This is a genomic window from Lujinxingia sediminis (assembly GCF_004005565.1).
Taxonomy (GTDB): Bacteria; Myxococcota_A; Bradymonadia; order Bradymonadales; family Bradymonadaceae; genus Lujinxingia; species Lujinxingia sediminis.
In genome coordinates this window covers 103,010-127,722 of the sequence record NZ_SADD01000011.1, presented here as the reverse complement: position 1 = coordinate 127,722, position 24,713 = coordinate 103,010, and the positions used below count along the sequence as shown (strand labels likewise).

Genomic DNA, 24,713 nt, shown 5'->3' with positions numbered 1-24,713 from the left:
CATGCGCCGTCTTCACCTGACCCTTGAAACCGCCGATGGCACCCGCGCTCGCCATGCCATCGCCGACCACTTCCCCTTCACCCTGGGGAGACAGCTCGACAACGATCTTCCCATCCCCTTCACCAGCATCTCCGGCCGCCATCTGAGCATTGATATGCTCGGCGAGCAGATTCTGATCACCGACCTTGGAAGTACGAACGGGACCTTCATCGGGACGCATCGTCTGAGTTCACACCATCCCACCGTCGTCTCTCTGCACAACCCGCTCCGCCTGGGCGACCTCAACCTTATCCTGCAACGTGTCGAAAACGACGGCGACGCCTTCACCATGGCACAATCGTCGACCTCGCTGCACGAGATCGTTCACAACGCGCTCGACCACAGCGACCAGACGCAGCTGCATGCCTTCTTCGAAATTCTAAGCGGCCCGGGAAGCGGTCGACGCTACGCGCTTAACAGCCCCACACGCTATCTTCTGGGCTCCGGCGATCATGTCGCTCTCCCACTACCCGACCCGTCAATCCCGAGCGAAGCAGCCCGGATTTTCGTTGAAGACGCGGTGTATGTGGTGGAGCCCCTGGCCGCGAATGCGCTGATGCTCGACCACGTACCGATCTCCCGGCCCACCGCGCTCATATGCGGCGCGCGTCTGCAGGTGGGAAGCTGCGAGTTGGTCTTCGTTGACCCGCTCGAAGAGCTCGTCGAGCCACTCTCCCCCCCCACGCCCATTCACCGCGCAACTGTCAAACTCGCCGATCCCGACACTGACGATCTTCTGGCCACACCGCCGCCGGTCGATGATGCAGCCGAACACGAAGAGACGCCCAACGTCAGCTCAGAAGCACCTCGGGCTCCGGCGACCTCTCACCACCGCTCAGCCGCAACGCTCCGCCAACGCCCCTCAGGGGAGTACGCCCTCCTCCTGGCGGCTATCGTGCTCTTCGGCCTCACAGGCGCACTACTCTGGACCTTTCTTTAAGGCTCCCGCGGCGAGCGGCATCGCCCACACACAAAAAAAGCCCGGCAGCGTCGCTGCCGGGCTTTTTCATCTCACCGGAACCTCATCCCAAGACGTCGCCTCAGACTTCCACGATCTCGGCTTCTTTCTTGTCGAGCATCGCGTCAATCTTCGAGGTGAACTCTTCGGTGATGCTGTTGATCTTCTCGAAGCCCTTATGCATCTCATCTTCGGTGATCTCGGAGTCCTTCTCCATCTGCTTGACCATATCGTTGGCATCGCGGCGTTGGTTACGAAGCGCGATCTTATGGTCTTCGCCGGCACGACGCGCCACCTTCACAAGCTCCTGGCGGCGCTCACCGGTAAGCGCGGGAATCGGCACGCGAATCAAGGTACCGTCATTCGACGGGTTCAGACCCAGATCCGACATCTGAATGGCCTTCTCGATGTCAGAGATGATGTTTTTCTCCCAGGGCTGAATCGTAATCAGGCGCGGCTCCGGAACGCGCAGCGTAGCCAACTGGCTCAGCGGCGTGGGGCTGCCGTAGTACTCCACGCGCACGCCATCAAGCATGTTCACGTTGGCACGTCCGGTACGAATTTTGGTCAGCTCACGGCGCAGCTTATTGAGCGTCTCTTCATAGTCGCTGCGCAAACCCTCGATGACTTCCTGAACCATCTCTTCCTCTCTATCACAAAACGTGAGCAACATTGCCGAAGACCCGACACAGGCTAAGCCCGCATCGCTTCACGGCAAGCCCACGTCCTCGGTCTGAGTTTATTTAGGGTTGGGGCAAATCAGCGTACCCAGGTCTTCACCCTCGATCACCCGCTTGATGTTCCCGGCCTGATTCAGATCAAAGACGATGATCGGCAGGTCGTTCTCCATGCACAGGCTGATCGCGGTGGAGTCCATCACACGCAGATTCTTCGACAAGACATCAAGGTAAGTCAACCGCTCAAAGCGCTTCGCGTTGGGGTTTGTGCGCGGGTCACAGTCGTACACACCATCGACGTTGGTAGCTTTAAGAATCACCTCGGCCTGCACCTCCATCGCGCGCAGTGCCGCGGCAGTGTCCGTGGTGAAATAGGGGTTACCGGTGCCGGCCCCGAAGATCACAACACGCCCCTTCTCCAGGTGGCGCGTCGCGCGGCGACGAATATAGGGCTCGGCGATCTCTTTGATCTCCAGAGCCGTCTGCAGGCGCGTGGCCACGCCCAGACGCTCAATGGCATCCTGGAGCGCGATGCCATTCATCACCGTGGCCAGCATCCCCATGTAGTCGGCCGAGGTCCGGTCCATCCCGGCGGTACTCCCGGCCACGCCACGGAAGATATTACCTCCCCCGATGACAATGGCCACCTCCACGCCCATGCGCTGGAGCTCGGCGATCTCGCCGGCAAAAGTCTCCAGAGTTGATGGTGAAATCCCGTAGCCCTGATCGCCCTGCAAGGCCTCCCCGCTGAGTTTGATCAGAACCCTTTTGTAGTTGGCGGACATACGTGCTCCTCTCGTGCGCCTGGTTGCGCGGATGGTACAGCCCCCGAGTTATGGGCGCTTTGCGGGCAAAAAAAAGGGCGCCCGGCGGGCGCCCTCTTCGCATCAGGAGCCGCGCAACTGCTCGGCGACTTCTTCGCTCAGACTCTTCTCTTCTTTGGTGATACCCTCACCCACCTCAAAGCGCACGAACGCGGCGATCGAGGCACCGGCCTTCTTCACGAACGCGCCCACGGTGGTGTCGGAGTCCTTCACGAAGGCCTGGCTGACAAGCACCGACTCGGCACGCCACTTCTTGATCTGACCGCTGAGCATGCGCTCGACGATCTCGGCCGGCTTGCCAGTCTCGGCAGCACGGGCAGCCAGGATCTCTTTGTGGGCCGCTTCGTCTTCGGCCGGGATGTCCGAGTCGTTGAGGTAACCCGGCTTCATCGCGGCGATATGCATGGCCACGTCGCGTGCCACATCGAGGACGGCCTCTTTGTCGGCACCTTCAGCCGCATCCAGCTGCACGAGCACGCCGAGCTGGTCGCCAGCGTGGGTGTAGGGACCGACCACGCCAGCGTCGGTCTTGTAACGCACAAAACGGCGAACCTTGATGTTCTCGCCAATCGTGGCGATCTGCTCGCCGGTGTAGTCAGCCACGGTCTTCTCGCCACCGGCGATGGTGACGTCCTGAAGGGCTTCGACCGACTCCACACCGGACTCACCAATGGTCGTGGCGATGCGCTCAACAAACGCGTGGAAGTTCTCGTTGCGCGACACAAAGTCGGTCTCGCAGTTGACTTCGACCATCACCGCTTCGGTGGAGTCGTCGTTGGTCCAGATCTGAACCCGGCCTTCGGCCGCGGTGCGCGAGGCCTTCTTGGCGGCAGCCGCAGAGCCCTTCTTCTGCAGGTAAAGCAGGGCTTCGTCCAGGTCACCGTTGGTCTCCTGGAGGGCTTTTTTGCAGTCCATCATGCCGGCGCCGCTCATCTCGCGCAGCTTTTTGACTTCCTGGGCAGAAATCGACATCTTCGCTCCTTCGCTCGTATAGGTACTAACTTCGTATAAAAAACGCGCACTTAGCCCAAACAATCCCGAACTTCAGTGCGCGTTATGCGTGTGACCTGAGGTCTTACTCGGCTTTGGCTTCGCCGCTGTCGCCTTCGGACTTCTCGGGGCGGCTCACGCGCTGAACTTCAACTTCGGCAGCCTTGCCTTTCTGCGGAGCGTTGAAATCGGCCGACTCTTTGGCCGCTTCACGCGCGCTCTGCTCGCGACGCTGGCTGGCGGACTTGGAGCCTTCCAGGCATGCTTCCGCGATCGCGCTGGCGAAGAGGCGGATGGCGCGGATGGCGTCATCGTTGCCGGGGATCGGGTAGTCGATCTCGCGCGGGTCGCAGTTGCTATCGCAGACGGCCACAACCGGGATACCCAGCTTCTTGGCTTCCTTAACGGCGTTCTCTTCTTTCTTCGGATCGATGATGAAGAGGGCGCCGGGCACGCCGTTCATGTCACGGATACCGCCAACGTTGTTCTCAAGGCGCTCTTTCTCACGCTCAAACATCAAGACTTCTTTCTTGGTGTATTTGGCGTAGGAGCCGTCGCGCGACATCTTGTCGAGCTCTTTGAGGCGGTTGATGCTGTTGCGGATCGTCTGGAAGTTGGTCATCGTGCCGCCGAGCCAGCGGTTGATCACGTAGAACTGACCGGCGCGCTCGGCCTGCTCGCGGATGGCATCCTGCGCCTGCTTCTTGGTGCCGACGAACATGATCGTCTCACCCTTGGCAGCCACTTTGGCCACGAAGTCGTAGGCGTCAGCGAACATGCGAACCGTCTGGCTCAGGTCGATGATGTGGATGCCGTTGCGCTCACCGAAGATGAAGGGGCGCATTTTGGGGTTCCAACGGTTGGTCTGGTGACCGAAGTGAACGCCAGCCTCCAGCAGATCTCGCATCGTAACTTGGTTCATGGTGTTGCTCCTGATGAGGAATTTGTTGGTCTTCCGCCTTCATCATCCGTCGGCTCCCACCCCGGTTAGCGCGACCTCGCGCACCGGAGCACCTGGGGCCTTCGTCCGAAGGCGTGCGGATTTGTCGCCCCCCTTAACACAGGGTTTTGAGGGGGGCAAGCCCGGGTTAAACCCGAGCCTGCCCGGGATCGCAGCGACGCATTAGTCGGTCGTTGCGCCCTGCCCTTTAAGCACGAGCATGCCGGCGCCCGCGCTCACCTGATCGCTGCGAAGGCTCACTCCCAGATCGGAACCCACGACCACATCGTCGTTGAGCGCCGCGCTCAGAAGCCCCTGGGTGCGGGTCACAAACTGCGCCGCCCCCCAGTTCGCCGCATCGGCGATGCGCGAGCCCGAGAACTCAACCTTTTCAAGGTCAAGAGAGACGCGTCCCTCCTCAACCTTGAGCGCAGAAACGGCTCGCCCGTCCATCGAGAAGCAGCCCCAGTCGGCGCCGTGGTTAAAGAGGCGGAAGTTCAGCCCCAGCGGCACAGCACTGCCCGCGGCGCTTCCCACCTGCAGGTTATCGATCGTCGCGTAGGTCGGTCCGTTCTCGGACTCATTGCCGGTGAGCGTATAACGACGTGCGACCTTGCCTTCGCGCATCGCCAGACGCACGCCCTCGACAATGAGACCAGGCTGCACACCCAACGCCACGTTCTGCCCCTCGCTCAGCTGAAGCGCAGAGCCCAGCGCGGCGGCGTCGGAGCCGGGAGCATCAAGGTTGGTTCGGATGCCCAGAATCAGCGCGTTGGAGCGGCTGTCGAGCTTAAAGAGCGAGGGCGTAAACTCCAGGCCCGCCACCCCGAAGTCGGGCATGGCGTAGCCGGCGATGCGCACCCGCGGCACCTGATCGGCCAGCCGTTCTTGGACGAGGTTCATCAACGCCGGCTCCAACGTGCGTGCCCAGCTTGAAGGCAGCGCAGCGATGCTACCGGTGATGCGCGGCGCCCCCAGACGCACCGCCGCCGGAGAGTCAAAGTAGATGGCGACTTCACCATTGGCGTCGCGCTCCACACTCAAGGGCACCGTCCAGTCCACGCTGCCGTTGAGCGCGCTGGACTGACGGCCGATCACCGGAATGGTCACACCAAAATCACCACCCCAGTCCCCTTTCATACGCACGCAGGTCTCACAGGCGCTCGACGCCTCCAGCTCCAGAGCCAGGCTGGGGCGCTGCACGCTAAAATCCAGCCCCTGGGTCCCGCTGACCGGAATCGTGCCCTGAAAATTCAGCGTCTCGGTGAGCGCCGTGGCCAGCACGCGGTTGGCCAGGTCGTTGACCATATCCATGCGCAGGGCCATCGCGATCTGCGGGGCTCCCTGCGGGTCGAGCTCGCCCGGTGCACCTTCGGCGCGTACCGCCTGCTCGTACTCTCCCTCCACCTGGGTACAGCTCGCACTGAGCGCCTCACACCCGGTCGAGGTGGTCAGCGCAAGCGAAGCCGCCAGCATCGCGCCCAGCCCGACCGCCGCGCCACCCGCCTTCATCGTCCATCCAGCCATCTTCATACTGCTCTACTCCTCTTCATACGCCGCCGAGTCTTCGGTCAGCATCTCATCGACCTGGTTCCAGGGGTTGTCCTGGCCCAGTAGTTCTTCTTCGAGCAGCGCCCACAACCTCTCGTTCTCTTCTTCGAGGGCGCGGGCGCGGGCGGCAAGTTCCAGAAAGTGGGCGCATTCGGCCTGATTGGTGGCGCGATGCACAAGCTCGCCATGCTCGTCATGAATCAGGTAAAAACGCGTCTGCCGCTCCACCGACCAGCCTTCGGGCTCATCGGGAATGGGTCGACGAATCTCACGCAACTTCTCTTCAAATGCCTCTTTCCCCTCCCCCTTGATTCGCAAGCGGTCGCGGGCTTCTTTGCACAGACATGTGTAGTCGCTGCGGTACTCCTTGCAGCGCGCCCAGGCGATCACACTCTTTTTGAGCGGACACTCAATGGGCGCGTTGGTTCGGTCGTGGTATCCGGGCTTTGACATAAACACCTCACCATCGTGAATCGACTTGACCTGCGCCGGCGGTCGTATCCCGGGACGCTCGCCCGAGCCGATTGCGCCGCCACTGCTGTGTCCGACCACACGAACTTAACGCGACACCCGCTCAAGCGGCAACCACAGCGGCCGAGAACTCTTTTAAGCACCGCTCATCAGGTTGCGCGACGTGGTCAGCCGTGCCAAAAGCGCCTCTCAGCCCGCGCTCAGTCCCGGCCGAACCTTAACCCCTTGCCAGCGGCGGCGAGCGATGTTCGAATTTTTTCCCGGCTTTGATCCCGCAACCTTCGAGTGGAACTGGACCTGGTGGACGACGGTGGCCTGGAGCGGGCGAGTGCTGGGCATCGCGCTCATTCCCACAGTCCTGCTTCAGCGGGGCACTCGCCCGATGGCGGCGCTGGCGTGGATCTTGACCCTGCTGGCGATGCCTTTTATCGGCGCGGCGCTCTGGTGGATCATCGGTCGCAACCATATGCGGCGTCGTAAGCGGCGACGCTCGCGCGCTCAGGCGCGCATCTCCCGCTCTTTTCATGATCTGGCTCGCGGCTCAGACGCCGACGCGGCGGTCGCCGCTGACAGCCCACTCAGCCCGCTCAATTCGCTCTCGGCGATCTCGCCAGCCCGCAACCTGGTCCTTCACGATGAACACGGGATCTTCCCGCCCATCCGCGACAACCTCGCCCGCCCACTCCCCTCCTCGGCGGTGGCGTTCGACGCCTTTGAGGCGGCGATCCGCGATGCGAAACATCATATCCACTTTGAGTTCTTCATCTGGCGCGAGGATGCCACCGGCCAGCGTTTTCGCGATCTCCTCGCCGAGCGCGCCCGCGCCGGCGTGGAGGTGCGCATCCTCTACGATGCCATCGGCTCCTCGAGCATCCGCAAACGCTTTATAAAGCCGCTTCTCGACGCCGGTGCCAGCGCTGCCCCCTTTCTCCCGGTCCGTCTTCTGGAGCGCCGCCTGCGCGTCAACTTCCGCAACCACCGCAAGCTGCTCATCATCGATGGAGAGGTCGGATTTACCGGCGGGGTCAACATCGCCGATGACTACCTGGAGTGGTTCGATATGGCCGTCGAGTTACGCGGCCCGATCGTCTACCAGCTCCAGGAGGTGTTTGCCGAAGACTGGCACTTTGCGACCGGCGAAGACCTCGCTGAAGAGCGCTATTTCAGCGGACTTTCGGACCACTCCCCTGCGGCCATTGAGGCCGACGACACGGGCGCTCTCACGGGCCAGACCGCCAGGGCTGAAGAGAGCATGAGGGAGCGCGGCGACCTGCCCCGCGCCATCCCCACCGTCGCCCGCATCGTGGCGAGCGGCCCCGACGACACCCTCGATACGATCCACAAGATGTTCTTTCTGGCGATCACCTCGGCCACCGAGCGTCTCTACCTGATCACACCCTACTTTGTGCCCGACAGCGCGATCATGGCTGCGCTTCAAACCGCCTCGATGCGCGGGGTCGACGTGCGTATCATCGTGCCTCAGCAGAGCGATGTGCCCATCACCCAGCACGCCGGTCGCTCCTACTGGGAGGGGCTCCTGGAGGTGGGCGTGCGCATCTTCGAGTACCGCGACCGGGTCTTGCACGCCAAACTCATCGTCCACGACCGCGACCACATCTTTATGGGAAGCGCCAACATGGACATCCGTAGTTTTCGGCTCAACTTCGAGGCCAACTGCGTGCTGGAGAGCCACCCGCTCAACCGTCAGATGTGCCGACTTTTCCTTGAAACCCAGAGCCGCTCCACCGAGATTGAGCTCGACGCGCACCGCGCACGTCCCTACCGCACTCGCCTCATGGAGGGTTTTGCACGCCTCCTCAGCCCGCTGCTTTAAGTCGTCTCTACCCAGGTATTTTCACGATGCTTCCCAGCCTCGATGTCGTGCCCACGCTGCGCGATCTTTCCTTTCCCGATCACTGCGTGGTCCTTGCTGACGCCAACCTCCCGTCGGCGGTGCTTGCGCACCTTCCCGAGCCCATCGTGGTGGAGGCCGGCGAGGGCCTGAAGTCGCTTTCGCGCCTGGGGGAGCTTGCCGAAGCCGTGCTTGCGCGGCGCGCCACACGTCCGATGGTCCTGGTGGGTGTGGGGGGCGGCTCGCTGGGAGACGCGGTGGGATTTCTGGCCAGCGTGCTCTGGCGCGGCGTGGAACTCTGGCATGTGCCCACCACGCTGCTGGCGATGGTGGACTCGGCCCACGGAGGCAAAACGGCGCTGAATCTGGGCGAGCGTAAAAACCAGCTGGGTAGTTTTTATATGGCCTCGCGCGTGGTGATCTGCCGGGAGCTCCTGGCCTCGCTTCCCCTCGATGAGCGGGAGGCCGGGATGGTTGAGGCCCTCAAAGCGCTATGGCTCGACGGGGCGCCGGCGCTTGCACATGTTGATGACCCCGCAACCCTCCAGAAGCTCCTGGCGGCCCCGGTGAGCGAAGCGGGCCCGATGCTCGATGAGGTGATCGAGCAGGCGATCGCGCTCAAACTGCGCATTGTCAGCGAAGATCCTCGCGAAGAGCGGGGCATCCGCACCTTCTTGAACCTGGGACATACCGCCGGTCATGGCATCGAAGCGTTTGGCGGGCTGGGGCACGGCCCGGCCGTGGCCTGGGGGATGGCGGCCTGCGCCCTCTTAAGCTACCGCGACCTGGGGCTGGAGCGCGCCCAGGCCACCCGTTTGCTCACGCACCTCGACCCCTTGCTGCGTCCCCTCCCCTTTTCGTTCGACGACGCCACCCGCGCGCGTTTCGTGGCAAAGGTCGGTGCCGACAAGAAGCGCCGCGATGGCCGCCTCATCTCCATCGGACTGCGCGGCCCGGGGCTCCCCGAGCTCACCACCGCCTGGGAGGCCGAACGCTGGTGGGAGGCGCTGATCGAGGTCCACGAGATCTGGCGCACACGCGATCTTACGATCTGGCGCGGCGCACCCACCGGGCATACCCCGCGCCTGCCGGTGGATAAGTCCCGGGCACAGCGTTTTGCGGTGATCAAGGCCTTGCGCCAGGCTCCGGTGAATTTTGACACCGGGGATGAGACACCGCCGGATGACGTACGATTGACCTCGGCCGCACTCGAAGCGATGGGCCAAGACCCCCACGCTGAGCTCGACCTCTACCTGGGCGAGGGTGCCACCGGCGGTCGCTTTGCGCTGGCGGCGGCGGCGGCGCGTCCCGGGCGCACCCGCCTCAGGTTTGCGCCGGGGCTTGTGCGACGCCCGCATCAGCCGCTGATCGACGCGCTGGTGGAGGGCGGCGCGAGCATCCAGCCCACCGACGATGGCTTTGAGGTGCGCGGGTGGCAGACCCACCCGGAGCGCCTGCGTGTGGCGGCGGCGCCCTCGTCGCAGTATGGCTCGGCGCTGGCACTCCTGGCGGCCGCAGGTCACACCTTTGTGCTGGAGCGCACAGGCCCCGGGCCCTGGCCCAGCCAGACCTACTTTGAACTTACGGAGGTGGCGTTGCGGCAGGTGGGCGTGCAGATCGACGCGCTCAGCCCCACCGAGCTTCGCCTTAGCCCCGGTCCCACCCTGGGAGAGCCGGTGCGACTGGAGCTTGAGCGAGACGCCAGCGCGGCGGTCGTCTGGCACGCACTCCATGCGCTCTTCCCGGGGTTCTCGCCACCGGAACCCGCCGGTGAAGATCATCCTGACGCGCGCTTTGCATCGCTGGCGCGCACGCTTAAAAACCATCGCGCCGGAGAGGTCCTTGAGGTCGACCTGAGCGACGCGCCCGACCTCGCTCCGGTGCTGGCAGCCCTGGCCGCTCGCCAGCCGGTGGGCGTACGCATCCGCGGTGCGGCACATCTTCGCCACAAAGAGAGCAATCGCATCGACGCGCTGGCCCGCTCGATGGCCGAGGTCGGCCTGACGATCGTGCCGACCGACGACGGCTTTGAAGTCGAAGCGCTGGCCCATCAGCCCGCCCCGAACGCCCGCTTTGAGACCTACGGCGATCATCGCCTGGCGATGTGCGCGCTGGCCCTCGCACATGAAACTCCCCTGACGCTGAGTAGGGCGGGCTGTGTCACCAAGTCCTATCCGGGGCTGTGGCGTCAGGCGCGTCGAGCGGGCATCATCACCCAGGCCCATATGTCGCTCCCAACGCTGGATTGAGATGTCGCGCTTCCCCCTCCCGCTTCTGGCACTGCTTGCGCTGGCCGCGCTCTTGCACGCGGCGTGCGCGAGTTCGCCGGCGCCGCGGGAGCCCTCCGCCTGGCAGGAGGATGTGCCACCGGCGGTCGAGGCTCTGCGTGCGTCCCATATCTTTGTAGAGCCCGGCCCCTGGCTCCCCGGCGAACTCGATACGCTGGCACAGGCCGCATCGAAGATGCCCGAGGCGCTGCGCCCCGATGCATCCTCTCCACTGCTGCTGGAGCGCCGCGCCCGACCCTGCCTCTTTGGCATGGGCCGCTACACCGAGGCCTGCCCCACCTTCTCCGAGGACGGTCGATCCTTTTACATCTACGACATGATTCTGATGGAGACCGACGGCCCGTTGGATCGCCAGCGCGCGCTGACTCGCCCGGCCCGCCAGCAGCTCTGGCGCCAGCGCGCTATCGCCCACGCGCTCATCGCCCGCGCCGACACGATCCATGATCTGAGCCAGAGCTACCGCTGGCGCTCCATCAACGGCTGGGACGGCGCCGGTGCACGCCCCCGGAACCGCGATCTTCACGGCTACCTGCGCCCGATGGGCCAGAGCTCCGCCCACCTCGATTTTGTGACCAGCGCCGAGGCCTTCTTCTTTCGCGAAGAAGATCTCATCGACATCACGCCGCGGCTGGGCACGCAGGTGTACTCCCCGGATTTGACCTTCAGCTGCCAGGAGTTCACGCGCAATCGTGTGATCACCGACGTCTTCAACCGCATCGATCCCGACTGGCGCCGCGGGACGCTGCGAGCCGATGATCCGCCCACGTACGATTGCCCGGCTTTTGAACGCTGGGCCGACATCGACAACCTGATGGGCGTGGATGTGCTCTTTGCCGCCGAGCGCACCGATCGCCCCGAGTCGCTCTTCGGCCATCTCCTGATCCACGTGAGACACCGCTCCGCCGAGCTCTTCCGAAGTCAGGGGTTTGAATACGTCTACCAGTTCGGCGCGGTGACCGACTCTGACATTCACCCTCTACGTTTTGTGCTTGAAGGTATGGCCGGCGGCTTTCTGGCGGTCTTCGATCTCTCGACCTTTCGGGGCATCGACCGCACCTACCTGCAGCTGGAGCAACGCACGCTGCGCCGCTACCCCCTTGCGCTCACCGAGCAACAGACCCGCCAGCTCTTAGAGCGCATCTGGGAAGTGGAGCGGCGCTTTGCCTACCCCTACTTTTTCACAACGCATAACTGCGCCTCCTTTTTGATCGACCTGATCGGCCCGGCCCTCGACCGCGAGGAGCCTTTGCCCCGCAAAGTCTTTGCGATGCCCACCGAGGTCCTCGACATCCTGGCCAGTGTCACCACCGAGAGCGGTGAGCCGCTCTTAAGAAAACCCGATGCCGACGTGCTCAGCGCTGAGGAGCGTGCCATTCTGGCCAGCGAGCACATCGACCGACTCACCGAACGCTTTGTCCTGCATCCGGCCGCCCCCGCAGAGCTTGCGGAGGTGATCGATGCGCTGCGCCGTGGCCCTCCCGATCTTCGTGCGGGCCGCTACGACGACCTGCTCGGCCCGCTTCGAGAGCTGGTCACCCGGGCCCCCGAACTGGCCGATGAAGCCAGCGGGCTTTACGACGCCTTTATCGCCCTGGAGACCTCCGAGTTGCAGCTGGTGGAGGCGACGTTGATGGAGTTTGAAGAGCGCGCCCAGCTTGAGCCTCTGCGCTTTAGCGCTGCGGAGATCCTGGCACTACGTCGGGAGCTCTATCGCCATGAACGCGCCAGATTGCGAGCGCGCCAGCGCAACGAGTTCCTCGACGCGGTCCAGGAGCACCTGCGCCGCGCACCGCGCGAGGAGCCCACCCGGGCCGAGGAGCGCGCCCTGGACTGGCACGCCCTCTTAATCGACGCCCATCGCGCCGCCAGTCAGGCTCAGGGTGAGCTTATCGACTGGCTGGTCCTTCGCGATCTTTACGACCCCCGCGCCGCTCTGAACGCGCGTGAAACGCACTATGCCACCACGCAGGTTGAACGCAGCGAACGCTCCCTGCGCACCTCCAACGCCGGACGCTGGGGGGTGATGCTCAGCGCAGATGGCCTTGCCCTGCCCCCGCAGAGCGCCCTGAGACTGCACCTGGACTGGGCGTTGCTCGACGATCGCCTTGGCGAGCGCCGACTTCATGGCCATCGTCCCGAAGTGGAGGCTACCGCGCTGGGAGTGCGTGCCAGCGCTCCGCTCAACGCCGAGGCGATGCAGCGCCTGGAGCTCGACGTCACCCTCTTTCGTTACATCAGCATCGCGACCCCGCGGGCCGGCTCGCGACGCGGCTTCACCGACCGCTTTGGCTGGGCGCTGGAACTCGATGCTCGCCATATCGCCGGGGAACTTCCGCTGCGCACCCACGGCTTCTTCGGGCTGGTCTTGCCGCTTCTTCGATCCGACTCCGGCACCTCCCTGCTCGCGCTGGGGCTGGGCCCGGCGCTCGACCTCAACGTCGGCCGCACCGAAACCGCGGGCCTGGCCGGCGGCCAGGCCTACCTCCTGGGCCGTGTCCACCTGGGTGGCTACTACGCCAACGCCCTCGATGTGCGTATTCGCCACGCTGAGCTCTTCAACATCCTCAATCTGCACTCCGAGCGTAATCTCAGCGCGCGAATGAGCGTCACACTTACGCTGGCCCTCGCCAACCATGCGCTGCTTGTCCAGCCCTACAGCGAGCTGGATTACGTCTCCGGGGCCTTCGCCGCCGGTTCCGAACGCACCGACCTGGAGTTCGGACTTCGACTCGAACTTGTGCGCGACGCATTCTGAACTCTGGCGTCATGCGCCGACCTCAAGGATCGCCATGAGCCTCACCCACCATCATCATGGGTCGGACCACGACCACGACCGCCCCACTCCGGCGCGCGCGCTGAAGGTGGCCATCGTCCTAAACGCCTCCTTCCTTCTTCTGGAGACCGTCGTCGGGTTCTGGACCAACTCCCTGGCGCTGCTCTCCGATGCCGGACACATGGTCTCCGACGTGGGCGCACTTCTCATCGCGCTGCTCGCCATCAAACTCGCCAGCCAGCCGCCGGCCGGGGCCTACACCTTCGGTCTGAAGCGCGCGCCGGTACTGGGCGGGTTTCTCAACGCCATCGGACTCATCGCCATCGTCATCTTCATCTGCCTGGAAGCCGTGGATCGACTCCAAGATCCCCCGGCGATGGAAGCGATGGCGGTCTTCTGGACTGGCGTGGCGGGCCTGGGCGTCAACCTGGGAAGTGCCTGGTATCTGGCAAAAAGCCGTGATCAGTCCGTGAACACCCGCGGTGCCATGTTGCACCTGCTCTCCGATGCGCTCGGCTCGGTGGCTGCGATCGTCTCTGCCATCGCCGTGGGCTTCTTCGGACTGCCTCTGGCCGACCCGATCGCAAGCCTGGTCATCGCGCTCCTGATCCTGATCGGGAGCTGGCCGCTACTCCGGGACACGGTGCGCATCCTCCTGCAACGCGCACCGGCCGGGCTCGACATCGCCACGCTCAAAGAGACGCTGCTGGCCTTCTCCGAGGTCCTCGCGATCGACGATGTCCACGCCTGGGAGCTCGATGACGGTCAGGCCGTGATCAGCGTCGTGATCAAGACCCGGGTCGACACGCTGGCCGAGGCCACGGCGCTAAGCGACACTCTGCGGGCGGCCCTGCACGAGCATTTCGATATTGGCCACGCCACCGTCGAATGCCGCCATGCCGACGCTCCCGAACCCGATGTCGCGTGCTGAGCACCGGGCGCCACGCCGGCGTTGCAGCCTCATTGCGCCTGGAGCCAGCCCGGGATCGCCGCGCCATTCCTGCCCCTGCATCAGGTTAACGCCTGACGCAAGCGTTGCACCGATGCCAGGGCTCTGGCACTCTCACAGGCTGAACCCGTTCTTATGCAGTGAGGCGATCATGGCGAAGACGCGCACCCGGGTGGGCTTTCTCAGCGTGGCACTGCTCCTGTGCTCTGCAGCGCCAGCTCTGGCGCACTCCACATCAAGCGGCGTGGGCAACGGTGCCCACCCCCTCTCAGCCAGCAGCGCCAATGGTGCCGCCAGTGAATCCGGCAACAGCTCAGCAGGCTCCGAGGGGTCATCTGCCGGAAGCGGTCAATCCTCGGCGGCCAGCGGCAACTCCTCGGCCGCCAGCGAAGGCACCTCCGGCGGATCCACCGACTCCACAGAGGCCTCTGAGGGAAGTTCCAACAGCGACAGCTCCGCTTCATCCGAGCAGCAGAACCCGCCCCCTGATGATGAAACCAATCATGTGGCCGGTGCCATTGTCGGCACAGCCCTTGTCGGAACGGCCACCGCATCGACGGTGGGCTCCGTGCTGCTGACGATCTTTGCGGTTAACGAGCTCAGCGCGGAGCTCTACCTTCGCTCCAATGGACACGCGTTGCGCCACCACATCACGCGGGGAGCCGGCGACGCTCTCGAAGACCTGGCCCACCTCTGTGGCGTCCCGACCACACACTACGCCAACTTCGCCGAGACGACCCGTCAGGCCCGACACACGCTGGTGCCCCACCTCGAAGAGCCCCGCACGATCGATGCCGAGGAGACCCGCGCATTTCTCCGCGCACTCGCCGAAGCGTTGAGCCAGGATCAGGAGCTTGCGACAGCCCTGATCACCAACGCCTACGCGGGCTAATTGCCCCACACTTGCTCACGGCTACATCAACCGCACCAGCGATCCGTTTCCTGACAGCGGTAGCGCACGTGCAGGTGCTTTCGGTGCCCGGGCTCGTGGCGCACAATGCCCGAGCCCCCGCGGCGCGGATACTGAAAGACCTCTCGCAACCACGCCTCCGGCGCGCCCTGGTCACGGGCCAGCCGATAGAGCGTGCGCTGGTGATACCAGTCTAAAAAGATGTGCTCGACCATTCCGCCCTCAAGCAGCTTGAGCACCATCCAGAGCGTGCGCTGAGTATCGAGATGATCGCGGCGAATGTAATGAAAGCGGTTGTAGTTCGGAGGTTCCACCAGCCGGGGCAGGGTCACGTCCACGTCGCGGCCGCTACGATGGGAGCGGTGGGGGCTTATCGCCCGTCCGGTACGAAAGCTCATATCGCCCACAATCAAAGGCGGCGCATCGTTGAAGGTCTGGTAGTAGGCGTCGAGCACGCGCACCGTCTCACTGACGGCGTAATAGGTCCCAAAGGCCCGGTGCGGATAAAGCAAGATGTAGCTTTCGGCCGGCGGCATCGGCTCCCCGCGAATCAATCGCCCGCTGTTGGCGCGCCCCACGCTCCGCGCCCAACTTGCGTCGTCCAATTCCCAGACTTTGACCTGCTGCCCCTCCTGCAGGTCACGCAGGTCGAGTTCGGGGTTCATCTCCTCCAGCATCGCCGTGGTCACCCGGTACATCGAGCGAAGGCGCGAGAGGGTGTCACGCGGCCCCACCTCATGAAAAAAGACGTCGCGACGGCGCGTTTCCACCACCGGCCGGCCTTCTTCATCCGTCGGCCAGGCGCGTTCCACCGGGGTGGGCCAGAGCCAGGCCTGAATCTCCTCATCCTGCAACCATTCCTCGTGTTGCGGGTTGATCATTCTGGCCACCGGCGAGGGCCCGATGCCCAGCATGGCACCGCGAAGCATGGCCGATACAGACGCCTGACTCTGCGCCATCGCCGGAGCCGCCAGCAGCATCACTCCGACCCCCATCATCATCGCCAACAGCGCCCTGCCTTCCACCCACGACTTGAGTGTCGTCCCGGTCACGTTCGAGATCATAGAATCATCCCATGGCATTGCCCCGGGCCTGCGACCGGATGCGCGCACTCACCCTTGCCACAATCGCGACCTCCGCCAGTCGGTTGACCCAAAAAGCACGGCGGTAATCCCTCGCATCGCGGCGGCGACTTCCATGGCGCGTCATCCTGACATCAAGGCCGGGCATTCATCACTGGTCCGAAATTCCATTTCCGGCGCGCGAGTTTACAGTTCTCAACCTTGAGGGTCAACATGATGACCGACGGTTCATTTCAACGTCGAAAGCGGCCATCAGACACGAGACCGGCCCGACGCATGAAGCGGCGCATCCCATGCACGACCGCCTGAAGCACCGTGAACGGTCGCCGGTAGCAAGAGCCTCCCCCCTTATCGTCTGGTATGTCCTGGAAGTTGCTCACCGCGCTCAGCGCGACAAGCGAATCCCCACCCCCACCAGCCCCGGCTGCAGCTGCGGGTTCAGACTCAGCGTTGCCGGCTGCGGGGCCTCTTCGAGAAGATCCCAGGTCAGCAGCCCACCGCCCACAAGGGTGGCTGCGGCGCCGGCTCCGGCCAGTGACCAGAAGACGCGCTGGCGCAACGCAACCTCGCTGCGCAACGCATCGTAGCGCTCGCGGCTGGCCCCCTGCGCGCTGGCCTCCGCCAACGCATGGACCACGGTCGCGCTCCGAAGATCGAGCACCCAGGCCGACGCCAGCAGTCCCACCCCGGCACCGGCCAGCGCCCAGCCCGCGACCCGACGCCCGGAGCCTTCCTGCGCCTCCGGCAACGCCACCGGTGCCATCTCCAGCGGACGCGGCCCGGCCATCTGCGCGACGCTGCGTGCACGCGGCTCCACCCCACGCGCCACCAGAGTCAGGCCGCGAAGCTGCGCGTCGACCTGGGCATAATCGTCGCTCTGCGGGTCAAAACCGTCGCGGCAACGCGCCAGGCTCTCACCGGCCTGAGCCATCTCGGCGAGTTTGACGAGCGGCACGGCGCGGTTGCACCAGAAGATCGGATCGTCGAGCAGCGCCAGCGCCTGATCAAACTCCTCGACCGACTCACGATAGCGCCCCTCATTAAAGAGGCGCATCGCGATCTGGTAATGCACCTCGGCGTTCTGCGCTGCATCGTGCGGATCGCCTCCGCCCTGCTGCGCCGCCGCCGGCAGCGCCCCCATCAGCAGGCCGGCGGCCACCGCGGCGGCCGCCAGGCGGTGCGCGCGTATCGGGAAGCACCTGTTCATGGCATCAACTCCAGGCGCGCTCGGCGCAGCGTGACTTCCACCTCATTCTCATCACTCTCGGGGCTCAGCTCGAACGCCTGATCGTGATACCCGATCAGCGAGAAGTTCAAGCGCACCGCGCTCTTGAGCGGCGCCTCCCAACTCAGGGGCGTCGTCCCCAGCGGCTGCCCGTTGGCCGAGACGCGCGCCCCGGGAGGCCTCGACGCGAGGCGCACGCGGCGCGTGGCCTCCTGGCGAATAGGCTGCGAGCGCACTCGCCGCGGGCGAGTCGAGGCGTGATACGCGTCCGCAGCGCTGGCCGTCTCCGCTGGAGCCTCGCTCCGACGCTCGTCGGGAGCATGATCCTCCTCCAGCGGCTCGTCCCCCCTCTCAGCGCGCTGGCCTGCGCCCTCGTCCTCAGCTTCTTCGGCGTCGGACTCCGAGGCGAGTTCGACCTTATTATGATCGCGCACGGAGGCCTTCGATGTCGGCTCCACAACGGCGGCCTCAAACCCCTGGCGCCCGACGTTGGCAGGCACCTCCGCCCGGACGACCTCGTGCGCAGGAGGCAACGCCACGTCAGGAGCCTCCGCACCATCGTCCCCCGGCGCACGCCCCAGCACCACGAGCGCCATCAACACCACCACCACCGCCACGCCCAGGACCACCGCCGCCAGCGCCCGAATCGTCGAGCCGTTGGCTGCCTCCGCCCCCGCTGCGGCAGCCAGCGGAGCGCCGGCGGTCCGCCCGGCTCCGTCCTGCTCTAACATCACCCGCATCGCCCGGGCCGAGGCCACCCGATCGTCGGGCTGCTTGATCAGCGAGGCAGAAAGTGCCCGCGCAAAAGGCCGAAGCTCCTCCACGTCGGGCAGCACCGGCGCATCATCACGCACATGCGAGACCATCACCTCCCGCGGGGTCTTTCCCTTAAAGGCCGCCTCCCCGACGAGCATCTCATAGAGAATGAGCCCCACCGCGTAGAGGTCCGCCTTATGCGTGACCGGATCGCCGGTGATATTCTCCGGGCTCATGTACTGCGGCGTGCCCATCGCCTTACCTGACTCCGTGAGCCGGTCGAGCATTGAGGGGACTTCGGCCTGCGGCTGCACGATTTTGGCGATACCAAAGTCGAGGATCTTTACCACCTCCACCCCCTCGCCCTCCATCGTCTCTCCGGCCAGGATGCGAATGTTCTCCGGCTTTAAATCGCGGTGAACCACCCCCTGGGCGTGCGCGAGATGCAGCGCACCGAGCATCTGATCGACAATGCGGCGCGCCGCCACCGCGCTCAGATGTCCGCGCTCAGCGATAAGATCGCCCAGGCTCTTCCCCTCCACATACTCCATCACCATAAATCTCACCCCCTCATGCTCCCCGTAATCAAAGAGGGTGATGATATTGGGGTGATTGAGCCGGCTGATCAGCAGCGCCTCGCGCTCAAAGCGCTGACGCTCCTCGGCCTCCTCGCCCACGCCGGGCAAAAGGGTTTTAAGCGCGACCGCGCGACCGATGCCCAGCTGAATCGCGCGAAACACCACGCCATACGCCCCCCGGCCCAGTTCTTCTTCAATGCGGTAGCGGCCCGCGATCACATCTCCGGCCGCAAACAGCTGCTCTTCTGGCCCCATACTCGGCGCGCTCGCTCGTCGTCTTCTCCGGCTCCCTGCTCGCGCCCACCCTACCCTCGCAAGAACGCGCGGGCAAGCGCGCCCCTTGTCCCGTTGTGGCGCGCTGTGGTAGCTGCTCCCTCCTTATGGTTAGGTTGGCTCCATCCCCTCGGAGGCTTCATGGGATTTCTCGACTTCCTCTTCGACAAAGAAAAAGCGCAAGAGCGCAAAATCACCAAGCTCAAAAAGACCGTCTCGCACATGTATGTGCAGCCCGGCGAGCGCAGCTACGCCGTGGAGCAGCTCCGCGAGATCGGCAACGAAGACGCCGTCTTAGCGCTCCTTTCGCGCTTTGAGCAGACCGCGCCCAACCACACCACCGATGCCGACGAAAAAGAGTTCGTCTACGAGGTCCTCGTCGACCTGGGGCGTCGCGGTGAGGTTGATGTGGCCGGCACGATCACCACCTACCTCAAGCGCGTCGAAGAGAAGATCAACTGGCCGCTCAAGGTCCTCACCGACCTCCTGAGCCTGGACGATATGATCAACGTGGTCGTCGAACTTCTCGAAGACATGCACATCGACTACGTGCGCAACCCCGAGAAGAAGCAGGAGTTGATGCTGCGCGCCGCCGAGTTCAGCGATCGCCGCCTGGCCGAGCAGACCGCCCGTTTTGTCGAAGATGACTACGAGACGATCCGCTTCCTGGCCATCGACGCGCTGCTCGCACAAAACGAAGATGACATCGCTCGCCCCGCGCTGGCAGCCCGCTTTGGCGCAGAGGACTCGCTGCGCATCCTGCAGAAGCTCGCTGAGGCCTTTGCCGAGCGTCCCGAGTGGACGATTGCGCCGGAGCAGCGCGACGCGGTGAGCGCCGCGCTCCCCAAAGGCTTCTCGCTTGATGGCGAGGGCCACGTCGTCGCCAAACGCTGATGAAGCTCTCCACCCTCTCGCCACTGAGCCCGCCGCCGCAGCCCTCCGACGCGCTGCGGCGGTCCGCCGACCCGATCCCGAAGCCGGCGCTTCTGGCCTGGGTGGAGGGCCCGGGGGCCGAGGGCATCGAGACGCCCTGGCGTCTGGCCGGTATCACGATCCTGCCGGCCTCCACGCTCCTGGGGCTGCGCGCCTTTGAGGACGCCTACGAAGATCAACTCCCCGGAGAGGCTCCCGACGGCAGCGACTGCATGCGTGTGATCTTTGATCTGGAGAAGCTCCTGCGCATGGCCCTCCACCAGAGCGTGCTGGCGCTGGAACTTCTGGCCAGTCCCGCCCCGCTCCAGCTTCACGCCCCTTTTAACGAGCTCGCCCCTGTGGAGTTGGCCCAGGCCGCCATCACCTCCGGGGTGATTCGCGCCTACCGCGGTGTCCTGCCTTCAACCCTGGACGCCATCGACGCTGGCGAGCGCATGGCCGCGCTCAGCGGACTTCGCCGCCTTTACACAGCGAGCCTCCTTCATCGTGACGCGGTGATGGGCACCGATCTGGGAGCCCAGCTCCTGAGTTGCGCCCCCTCCCCCATCGCCCCTATCGTGGAAGGCTGGAGCGACGGCCCGCTTCGCCCCGCTCAGGCGCGCGCGCTCAAAGACGAAGCCCGTCGCCTCGACGCACTCCTCGATCTCCCGGGGGCGCTCCCGGAGCGGCCTCACGACTATGATCTTCTGCACGAGACGCTCGTCGCCTGGAGACTGGCCACCTCATGATTCGCCTGCTGATCATCGGACGCCCCGGCTCCCAGTGGGCCGACCGCCTCCACCGGCTTGAGCTCCAGGATCTGGAGATCGACCACGAGCGCCTCCCCTCGGCCGGCATCCGCCGCTTTGAGGCCTCGCCGGCCGATCTGATCATCATCGCCGATGACCAGGGCGGCGAGCGCGTGGAGATTCTGGCGGGCGCCATTCGCAGCCGCCCGCTGGGGCAGCTTGTACCGCTGATCCTCGTTTGCCCGCTCCCGGATCCGGAGCGCGTGCAGGCCACCTGCGACACCCTTGACCTGGTGGCCTGGCTCCCGCCGGAGACCGGTGCGGAGACCCTGATCACCCGCATCGGCTCCGCGCTCGATGTCTCACTGCGCTCGGAGCCCCCCCCGACCTCCCCCGCTCCCTCTGAGGCTCAGACGCATCTGGAGCCGCCCGAGCAACCCGCCACGCCAGCGCCCACCGGGGCTCCCCCATCCGAGCCCTCCCGGGTGTTCCGTGCCGGGGGACTGACCCTGGAGGCCCTCGACACCGGCGCGACTCGCCGGGTCGACCGCGACCAGATCTTCCCCCAGCGGGACTACGCCCACCCCGAGGCCAGCGTCGACGCCGAGGTGATCCGCCGCAAGCTCCGGGCGGTGCGCCACGAAGACTACTATGCCATTCTGGAAGTTCGTCGCGGCGCCGATACTCAGCCCATCCGCGAGGCTTTTCACCGCCTCTACGCCCGCTTCGATCCGCGGCATATCGACTTTCAGATCGCGCACGCCTTTGAAGACGCGCTGATGGAAATCCGCGACGCACTCGAAGACGCCTGGGCCGTACTCGGCGATCCGACCCTGCGCGAGCCCTACCTTCGCCATACGCTGCGTTCTTAAGCGCACGCCTGTGCACCACGCGGAAGGTTCCCCCCTTGCCAGCCGTTACCCCCTCGGCTAGACACGCAGCAGCGTTCACGTTCCCAGACTTTTGATGAGTTGAACCATGGCCTCCCTGCTCGACATCGTCCTCTACCCCGATGACGTCCTTAAGACCCGCTGCACCCCGGTTGACACCGTCGATGACGAGGTGCGCGAGCTCATCGACAGCATGGTCGAGACCATGTACGCCGCCCCCGGCATCGGGCTGGCCGCTCCCCAGGTCAATGACACCCGTCGCATCACCGTCATCGACGTCTCCTCACGCGAGGAAGGTGCCGACAGCGAGCTCATTACACTGGTCAACCCCGAGATCGTGCACCGCGAGGGTAAGATTGTCTGGGAAGAAGGCTGCCTCTCCATCCCCGGGGTCTACGACAAGGTGACCCGCGCCCAGAAAGTTGTGGTGCAGGCGCTCGACCGCGACGGCTCCCCCTTTGAGCTTGAGGCCGATGAACTCCTGGCGGTCTGCCTGCAGCATGAGATCGATCACCTCGACGGGGTGCTCATGCTCGACCACTTCAGCCACCTCAAGCGCAAGATGGCGCTCAAGCGGTATAAAAAACACCTGGAAGCGCTCGAAGAAGAGCGCCGCAAAGAGGCCGAGAAGGCCAACGACACCCCCTCTTCCTGAACTTTCTAAAGGTTGCAGATGACCGCCTCTCGCACGCCGCTTCGCATCGTGTACATGGGCACGCCTGACTTTGCGGTGCCCGCGCTCACCAAACTCATTGAGAGCCCCGACGAGGTCGTCGGCGTGGTGACCAACCCCGATCGCCCCAGCGGTCGGGGCAAAAAGCTCACCCCGCCGCCGGTCAAAGTCGCAGCTCAGGCCGCCGGTATCGAGGTCTACCAGCCCGAGAAGTTACGCGGTCCGGAGGTCCTGGAACATCTTCGCGCCTGGAATCCGGATGTGATCGTGGTCGCGGCCTACGGACAGATTCTGCGCAACGATGTGCTGCTGCTGCCGCGTTACGGCTGCATCAACATCCACGCCTCCCTGCTGCCCGCCTACCGCGGCGCGGCGCCCATCAACTGGGCGATTGTGCGCGGGGAGGCCGAGTCCGGCGTGACGATCATGCAGATGGAGCGCGGCCTGGACACAGGCCCGATGCTCCTTAAGCGCAAGACGCCCATCGAAGAGCTTGATACCACTCAGGATCTTCATGATCGCCTCTCCGAGATGGGTGCCGAGCTGATCGTGGATGTGATGCGCCTGATTCATCTCGACAGCCTCAACCCGATCGTCCAGGACGACGCACAGTCGTCCTACGCGCCGATGCTCAAGAAGAGTGACGGGGAGATCGACTTTCGAAAGAGCGCCCGCGAGGTCGCCGACCTGATTCGCGGGATGAACCCCTGGCCCGGGGCGTATGCTTTTTTGCACACCGCCGAAGGTCCGCAACGCATCAAAATACATCTGGCGCGGGCGCACAGCGCGGCAACCAACGGCGCGGATACCGGCGCCAACCCGGGTGAGGTCATTCGCGCCGATGATCAGGGGCTGCACATCGCCTGCGGCCAGGGCTACATCGAGTGCCTCCAGCTGCAGGCCCCCGGCAAGCGCGCGCTGCCCGTGAGCGACTTCCTCAACGGCTATACGCTGCACACCGATCACCACTTTCTGCTCCCCGACGAGCGCTCCGACTGAACCGAGCCCCCACCGTGACCACCGCCCGAACTCTCGCCCTCGATGTGCTCAGCCGCATTGAGCAGGACGACGCCTACAGCCATATCGCGCTCTCCAACCAGCTGGCCACCAGCGAGCTCGACGCCCGCGACCGTGCGCTGGCCACCGAGCTCGTCTACGGCACGCTCGCCAGGCAGCGCTCCATCGACACGGTGCTCTCGCGCTTTGTCTCCCGCAAACTCGAGAGCCTGGATCGCCCGGTGCGCCTTAACCTGCGCATGGCCACCTACCAGCTGCTCTACCTGGACCGCATCCCGGCGCACGCGCTGGTTAACGACGCCGTCAAACTCGTCAAGCGGGCCTGCGGCCAGCGCACCGCCGGCTTTGCCAACGCGGTGCTGCGCAACATGCTGCGCAGCAAAGAGAAGTGGCAGCCTTTTGAAGAGCGCGACCGCAGCGCCCACCCGGCGCGCTACCTGGGGTTGAAATACTCGCTTCCCGACTGGATCGCCCGACGACTGCTCGATCGCCACGGCCTGGAGCGCGCCGAAGCCCTGGCCGAGGCCTTTGCCGGCCGGCCGCCTCTTTACCTGAGGCGTCTGCAGCCGCTCGACACCCTGCCCGAAGGGGTCAGCCCGCTTCAAGCTCCGCCCGGAGCGCTCAAGGCGGAGAGCTCCTCTCCAGAGTTGCGAGCGCTCCTGGAGGCGCACGCACTCACGATCCAGGATCTGGGAAGTCAGCTCATCGCGCACTACTGTGGCGCAAGCCCGGGCATGCGAGCGCTGGACGCCTGCTGCGGCCTGGGGGGTAAATCGCTGCTCCTCGCCCAGCAGCTCGGCCCCGGAGACACCCTGGTGGCCTGCGACCCGCTCCCCACCAAACTGGAGATGTTGGCCAACACCCTGGCCGACCTCCGAGTCGACCCCACCGTCGTGCTCCGAGAGGCCACGCTCCAGGAGCTTCCCGAATCCGACGGCGACTTCGATCTGATCCTGGTCGACGCCCCCTGCTCCGGCCTGGGCGTGATCCGCCGACACCCCGAGACCCGTTGGCGACGCTCCCCGGCCGACGTCGACGCCCTGGTGCGGGTTCAATCCGAACTTCTCGATCACGCGGTAAACCGACTTAACCCGGGCGCCACGCTGGTCTACAGCGTCTGCACCTTCACCCGCGAGGAAGGCCCCGAGCAGATCGAGCGCCTCCTTGAGCGTCACCCACACCTGGAGCGCGCCCCGCTGCCGGAGAGCGGCTTCGACTGGGCCCCCTTCGTCAATACGCTGGGGGAACTCGACTTAAACCCGCGCGACCACGACTGCGACGCGTTTTTCGCCGCACGTCTTCGTCGCACTCCAACCTGACCTCTGATCGCCGAGCA

Annotated in this window: 21 protein-coding genes; 12 read left to right on the top strand and 9 right to left on the bottom strand. The window is 64.9% G+C overall.

The annotated features are described in order from the left end of the window. Position 1 precedes the first annotated feature (1 nt). Complete coding sequence (locus EA187_RS15655) at positions 2-979, top strand: FHA domain-containing protein (protein WP_127780866.1); 978 nt, start codon at positions 2-4, stop codon at positions 977-979. Between the two features lie 100 nt (positions 980-1,079). On the opposite strand, the gene frr is transcribed toward EA187_RS15655, so the two are convergent. The 6 genes from frr to EA187_RS15625 form a co-directional block, all read right to left on the bottom strand. Then, positions 1,080-1,637, bottom strand: a complete 558-nt coding sequence (gene frr, locus EA187_RS15650; protein WP_115603698.1) for a ribosome recycling factor — start codon at positions 1,635-1,637, stop codon at positions 1,080-1,082. A 99-nt stretch (positions 1,638-1,736) separates the two neighbouring features. Then, on the bottom strand, positions 1,737-2,459 hold the full coding sequence (pyrH, locus tag EA187_RS15645) for a UMP kinase (protein ID WP_115603697.1): 723 nt from the start codon (positions 2,457-2,459) through the stop codon (positions 1,737-1,739). 102 nt (positions 2,460-2,561) lie between these two features. After that, complete coding sequence (gene tsf, locus EA187_RS15640; protein WP_127780865.1) at positions 2,562-3,470, bottom strand: translation elongation factor Ts; 909 nt, start codon at positions 3,468-3,470, stop codon at positions 2,562-2,564. A gap of 103 nt (positions 3,471-3,573) precedes the next feature. After that, positions 3,574-4,410 carry a 30S ribosomal protein S2 gene (gene rpsB / locus EA187_RS15635; protein ID WP_115603695.1) on the bottom strand — a complete coding sequence of 279 codons (837 nt, stop codon included), beginning with the start codon at positions 4,408-4,410 and terminating at the stop codon, positions 3,574-3,576. A gap of 201 nt (positions 4,411-4,611) precedes the next feature. Continuing rightward, positions 4,612-5,961 carry a hypothetical protein gene (locus EA187_RS15630; RefSeq protein WP_127780864.1) on the bottom strand — a complete coding sequence of 450 codons (1,350 nt, stop codon included), beginning with the start codon at positions 5,959-5,961 and terminating at the stop codon, positions 4,612-4,614. 6 nt (positions 5,962-5,967) lie between these two features. After that, positions 5,968-6,432 (bottom strand): hypothetical protein, encoded by a 465-nt coding sequence (locus tag EA187_RS15625; protein WP_127780863.1) that lies wholly within the window; start codon positions 6,430-6,432, stop codon positions 5,968-5,970. A gap of 262 nt (positions 6,433-6,694) precedes the next feature. Between EA187_RS15625 and EA187_RS15620 the strand changes: the two genes are divergently transcribed. The 5 genes from EA187_RS15620 to EA187_RS15600 all read left to right on the top strand — a co-directional run bounded on the left by EA187_RS15620 (position 6,695) and on the right by EA187_RS15600 (position 15,204). Further along, on the top strand, positions 6,695-8,284 hold the full coding sequence (locus EA187_RS15620; RefSeq protein ID WP_127780862.1) for a phospholipase D-like domain-containing protein: 1,590 nt from the start codon (positions 6,695-6,697) through the stop codon (positions 8,282-8,284). Between the two features lie 26 nt (positions 8,285-8,310). Continuing rightward, a complete protein-coding gene (locus tag EA187_RS15615) occupies positions 8,311-10,551 on the top strand; it encodes a 3-dehydroquinate synthase family protein (protein ID WP_127780861.1) in 2,241 nt (746 codons plus the stop codon). 1 nt (position 10,552) lies between these two features. After that, positions 10,553-13,345, top strand: a complete 2,793-nt coding sequence (locus EA187_RS15610; RefSeq protein ID WP_127780860.1) for a lipoprotein N-acyltransferase Lnb domain-containing protein — start codon at positions 10,553-10,555, stop codon at positions 13,343-13,345. A gap of 34 nt (positions 13,346-13,379) precedes the next feature. Further along, positions 13,380-14,294 carry a cation diffusion facilitator family transporter gene (locus tag EA187_RS15605; protein WP_164856322.1) on the top strand — a complete coding sequence of 305 codons (915 nt, stop codon included), beginning with the start codon at positions 13,380-13,382 and terminating at the stop codon, positions 14,292-14,294. A 169-nt stretch (positions 14,295-14,463) separates the two neighbouring features. Further along, positions 14,464-15,204, top strand: coding sequence for a DUF3015 family protein (locus EA187_RS15600; protein WP_127780858.1), 741 nt, complete (start codon positions 14,464-14,466; stop codon positions 15,202-15,204). Between the two features lie 26 nt (positions 15,205-15,230). Here EA187_RS15600 and EA187_RS15595 read toward each other — a convergent pair whose 3' ends face one another. From EA187_RS15595 to EA187_RS15585, 3 genes are all read right to left on the bottom strand, one after another. Beyond that, positions 15,231-16,286 carry a penicillin-insensitive murein endopeptidase gene (locus EA187_RS15595; protein WP_164856321.1) on the bottom strand — a complete coding sequence of 352 codons (1,056 nt, stop codon included), beginning with the start codon at positions 16,284-16,286 and terminating at the stop codon, positions 15,231-15,233. 403 nt (positions 16,287-16,689) lie between these two features. Further along, on the bottom strand, positions 16,690-17,511 hold the full coding sequence (locus tag EA187_RS15590) for a tetratricopeptide repeat protein (protein ID WP_127780856.1): 822 nt from the start codon (positions 17,509-17,511) through the stop codon (positions 16,690-16,692). Continuing rightward, positions 17,508-19,118, bottom strand: coding sequence for a serine/threonine protein kinase (locus EA187_RS15585; RefSeq protein WP_127780855.1), 1,611 nt, complete (start codon positions 19,116-19,118; stop codon positions 17,508-17,510). The genes EA187_RS15590 and EA187_RS15585 overlap by 4 nt, the downstream gene beginning before the upstream one ends. 159 nt (positions 19,119-19,277) lie before the next feature. Between EA187_RS15585 and EA187_RS15580 the strand changes: the two genes are divergently transcribed. From EA187_RS15580 to rsmB, 6 genes are all read left to right on the top strand, one after another. After that, positions 19,278-20,030 (top strand): hypothetical protein, encoded by a 753-nt coding sequence (locus EA187_RS15580; RefSeq protein WP_115603684.1) that lies wholly within the window; start codon positions 19,278-19,280, stop codon positions 20,028-20,030. Then, positions 20,030-20,797, top strand: a complete 768-nt coding sequence (locus EA187_RS15575) for a nucleotidyltransferase domain-containing protein (RefSeq protein WP_127780854.1) — start codon at positions 20,030-20,032, stop codon at positions 20,795-20,797. Before EA187_RS15580 ends, EA187_RS15575 begins: the two co-directional genes overlap by 1 nt. Further along, positions 20,794-21,669, top strand: coding sequence for a J domain-containing protein (locus EA187_RS15570; RefSeq protein WP_127780853.1), 876 nt, complete (start codon positions 20,794-20,796; stop codon positions 21,667-21,669). Before EA187_RS15575 ends, EA187_RS15570 begins: the two co-directional genes overlap by 4 nt. A gap of 106 nt (positions 21,670-21,775) precedes the next feature. Next, entirely contained in the window at positions 21,776-22,342 is a 567-nt protein-coding gene (gene def, locus EA187_RS15565; RefSeq protein WP_115603681.1) for a peptide deformylase, read from the top strand. An 18-nt stretch (positions 22,343-22,360) separates the two neighbouring features. Next, positions 22,361-23,359, top strand: coding sequence for a methionyl-tRNA formyltransferase (gene fmt / locus EA187_RS15560; protein WP_127780852.1), 999 nt, complete (start codon positions 22,361-22,363; stop codon positions 23,357-23,359). 14 nt (positions 23,360-23,373) lie between these two features. Beyond that, the gene (gene rsmB / locus EA187_RS15555; RefSeq protein WP_164856320.1) at positions 23,374-24,696 is read left to right on the top strand and encodes a 16S rRNA (cytosine(967)-C(5))-methyltransferase RsmB; all 1,323 of its coding nucleotides are present in this window, start codon (positions 23,374-23,376) and stop codon (positions 24,694-24,696) included. Positions 24,697-24,713: the final 17 nt, after the last annotated feature.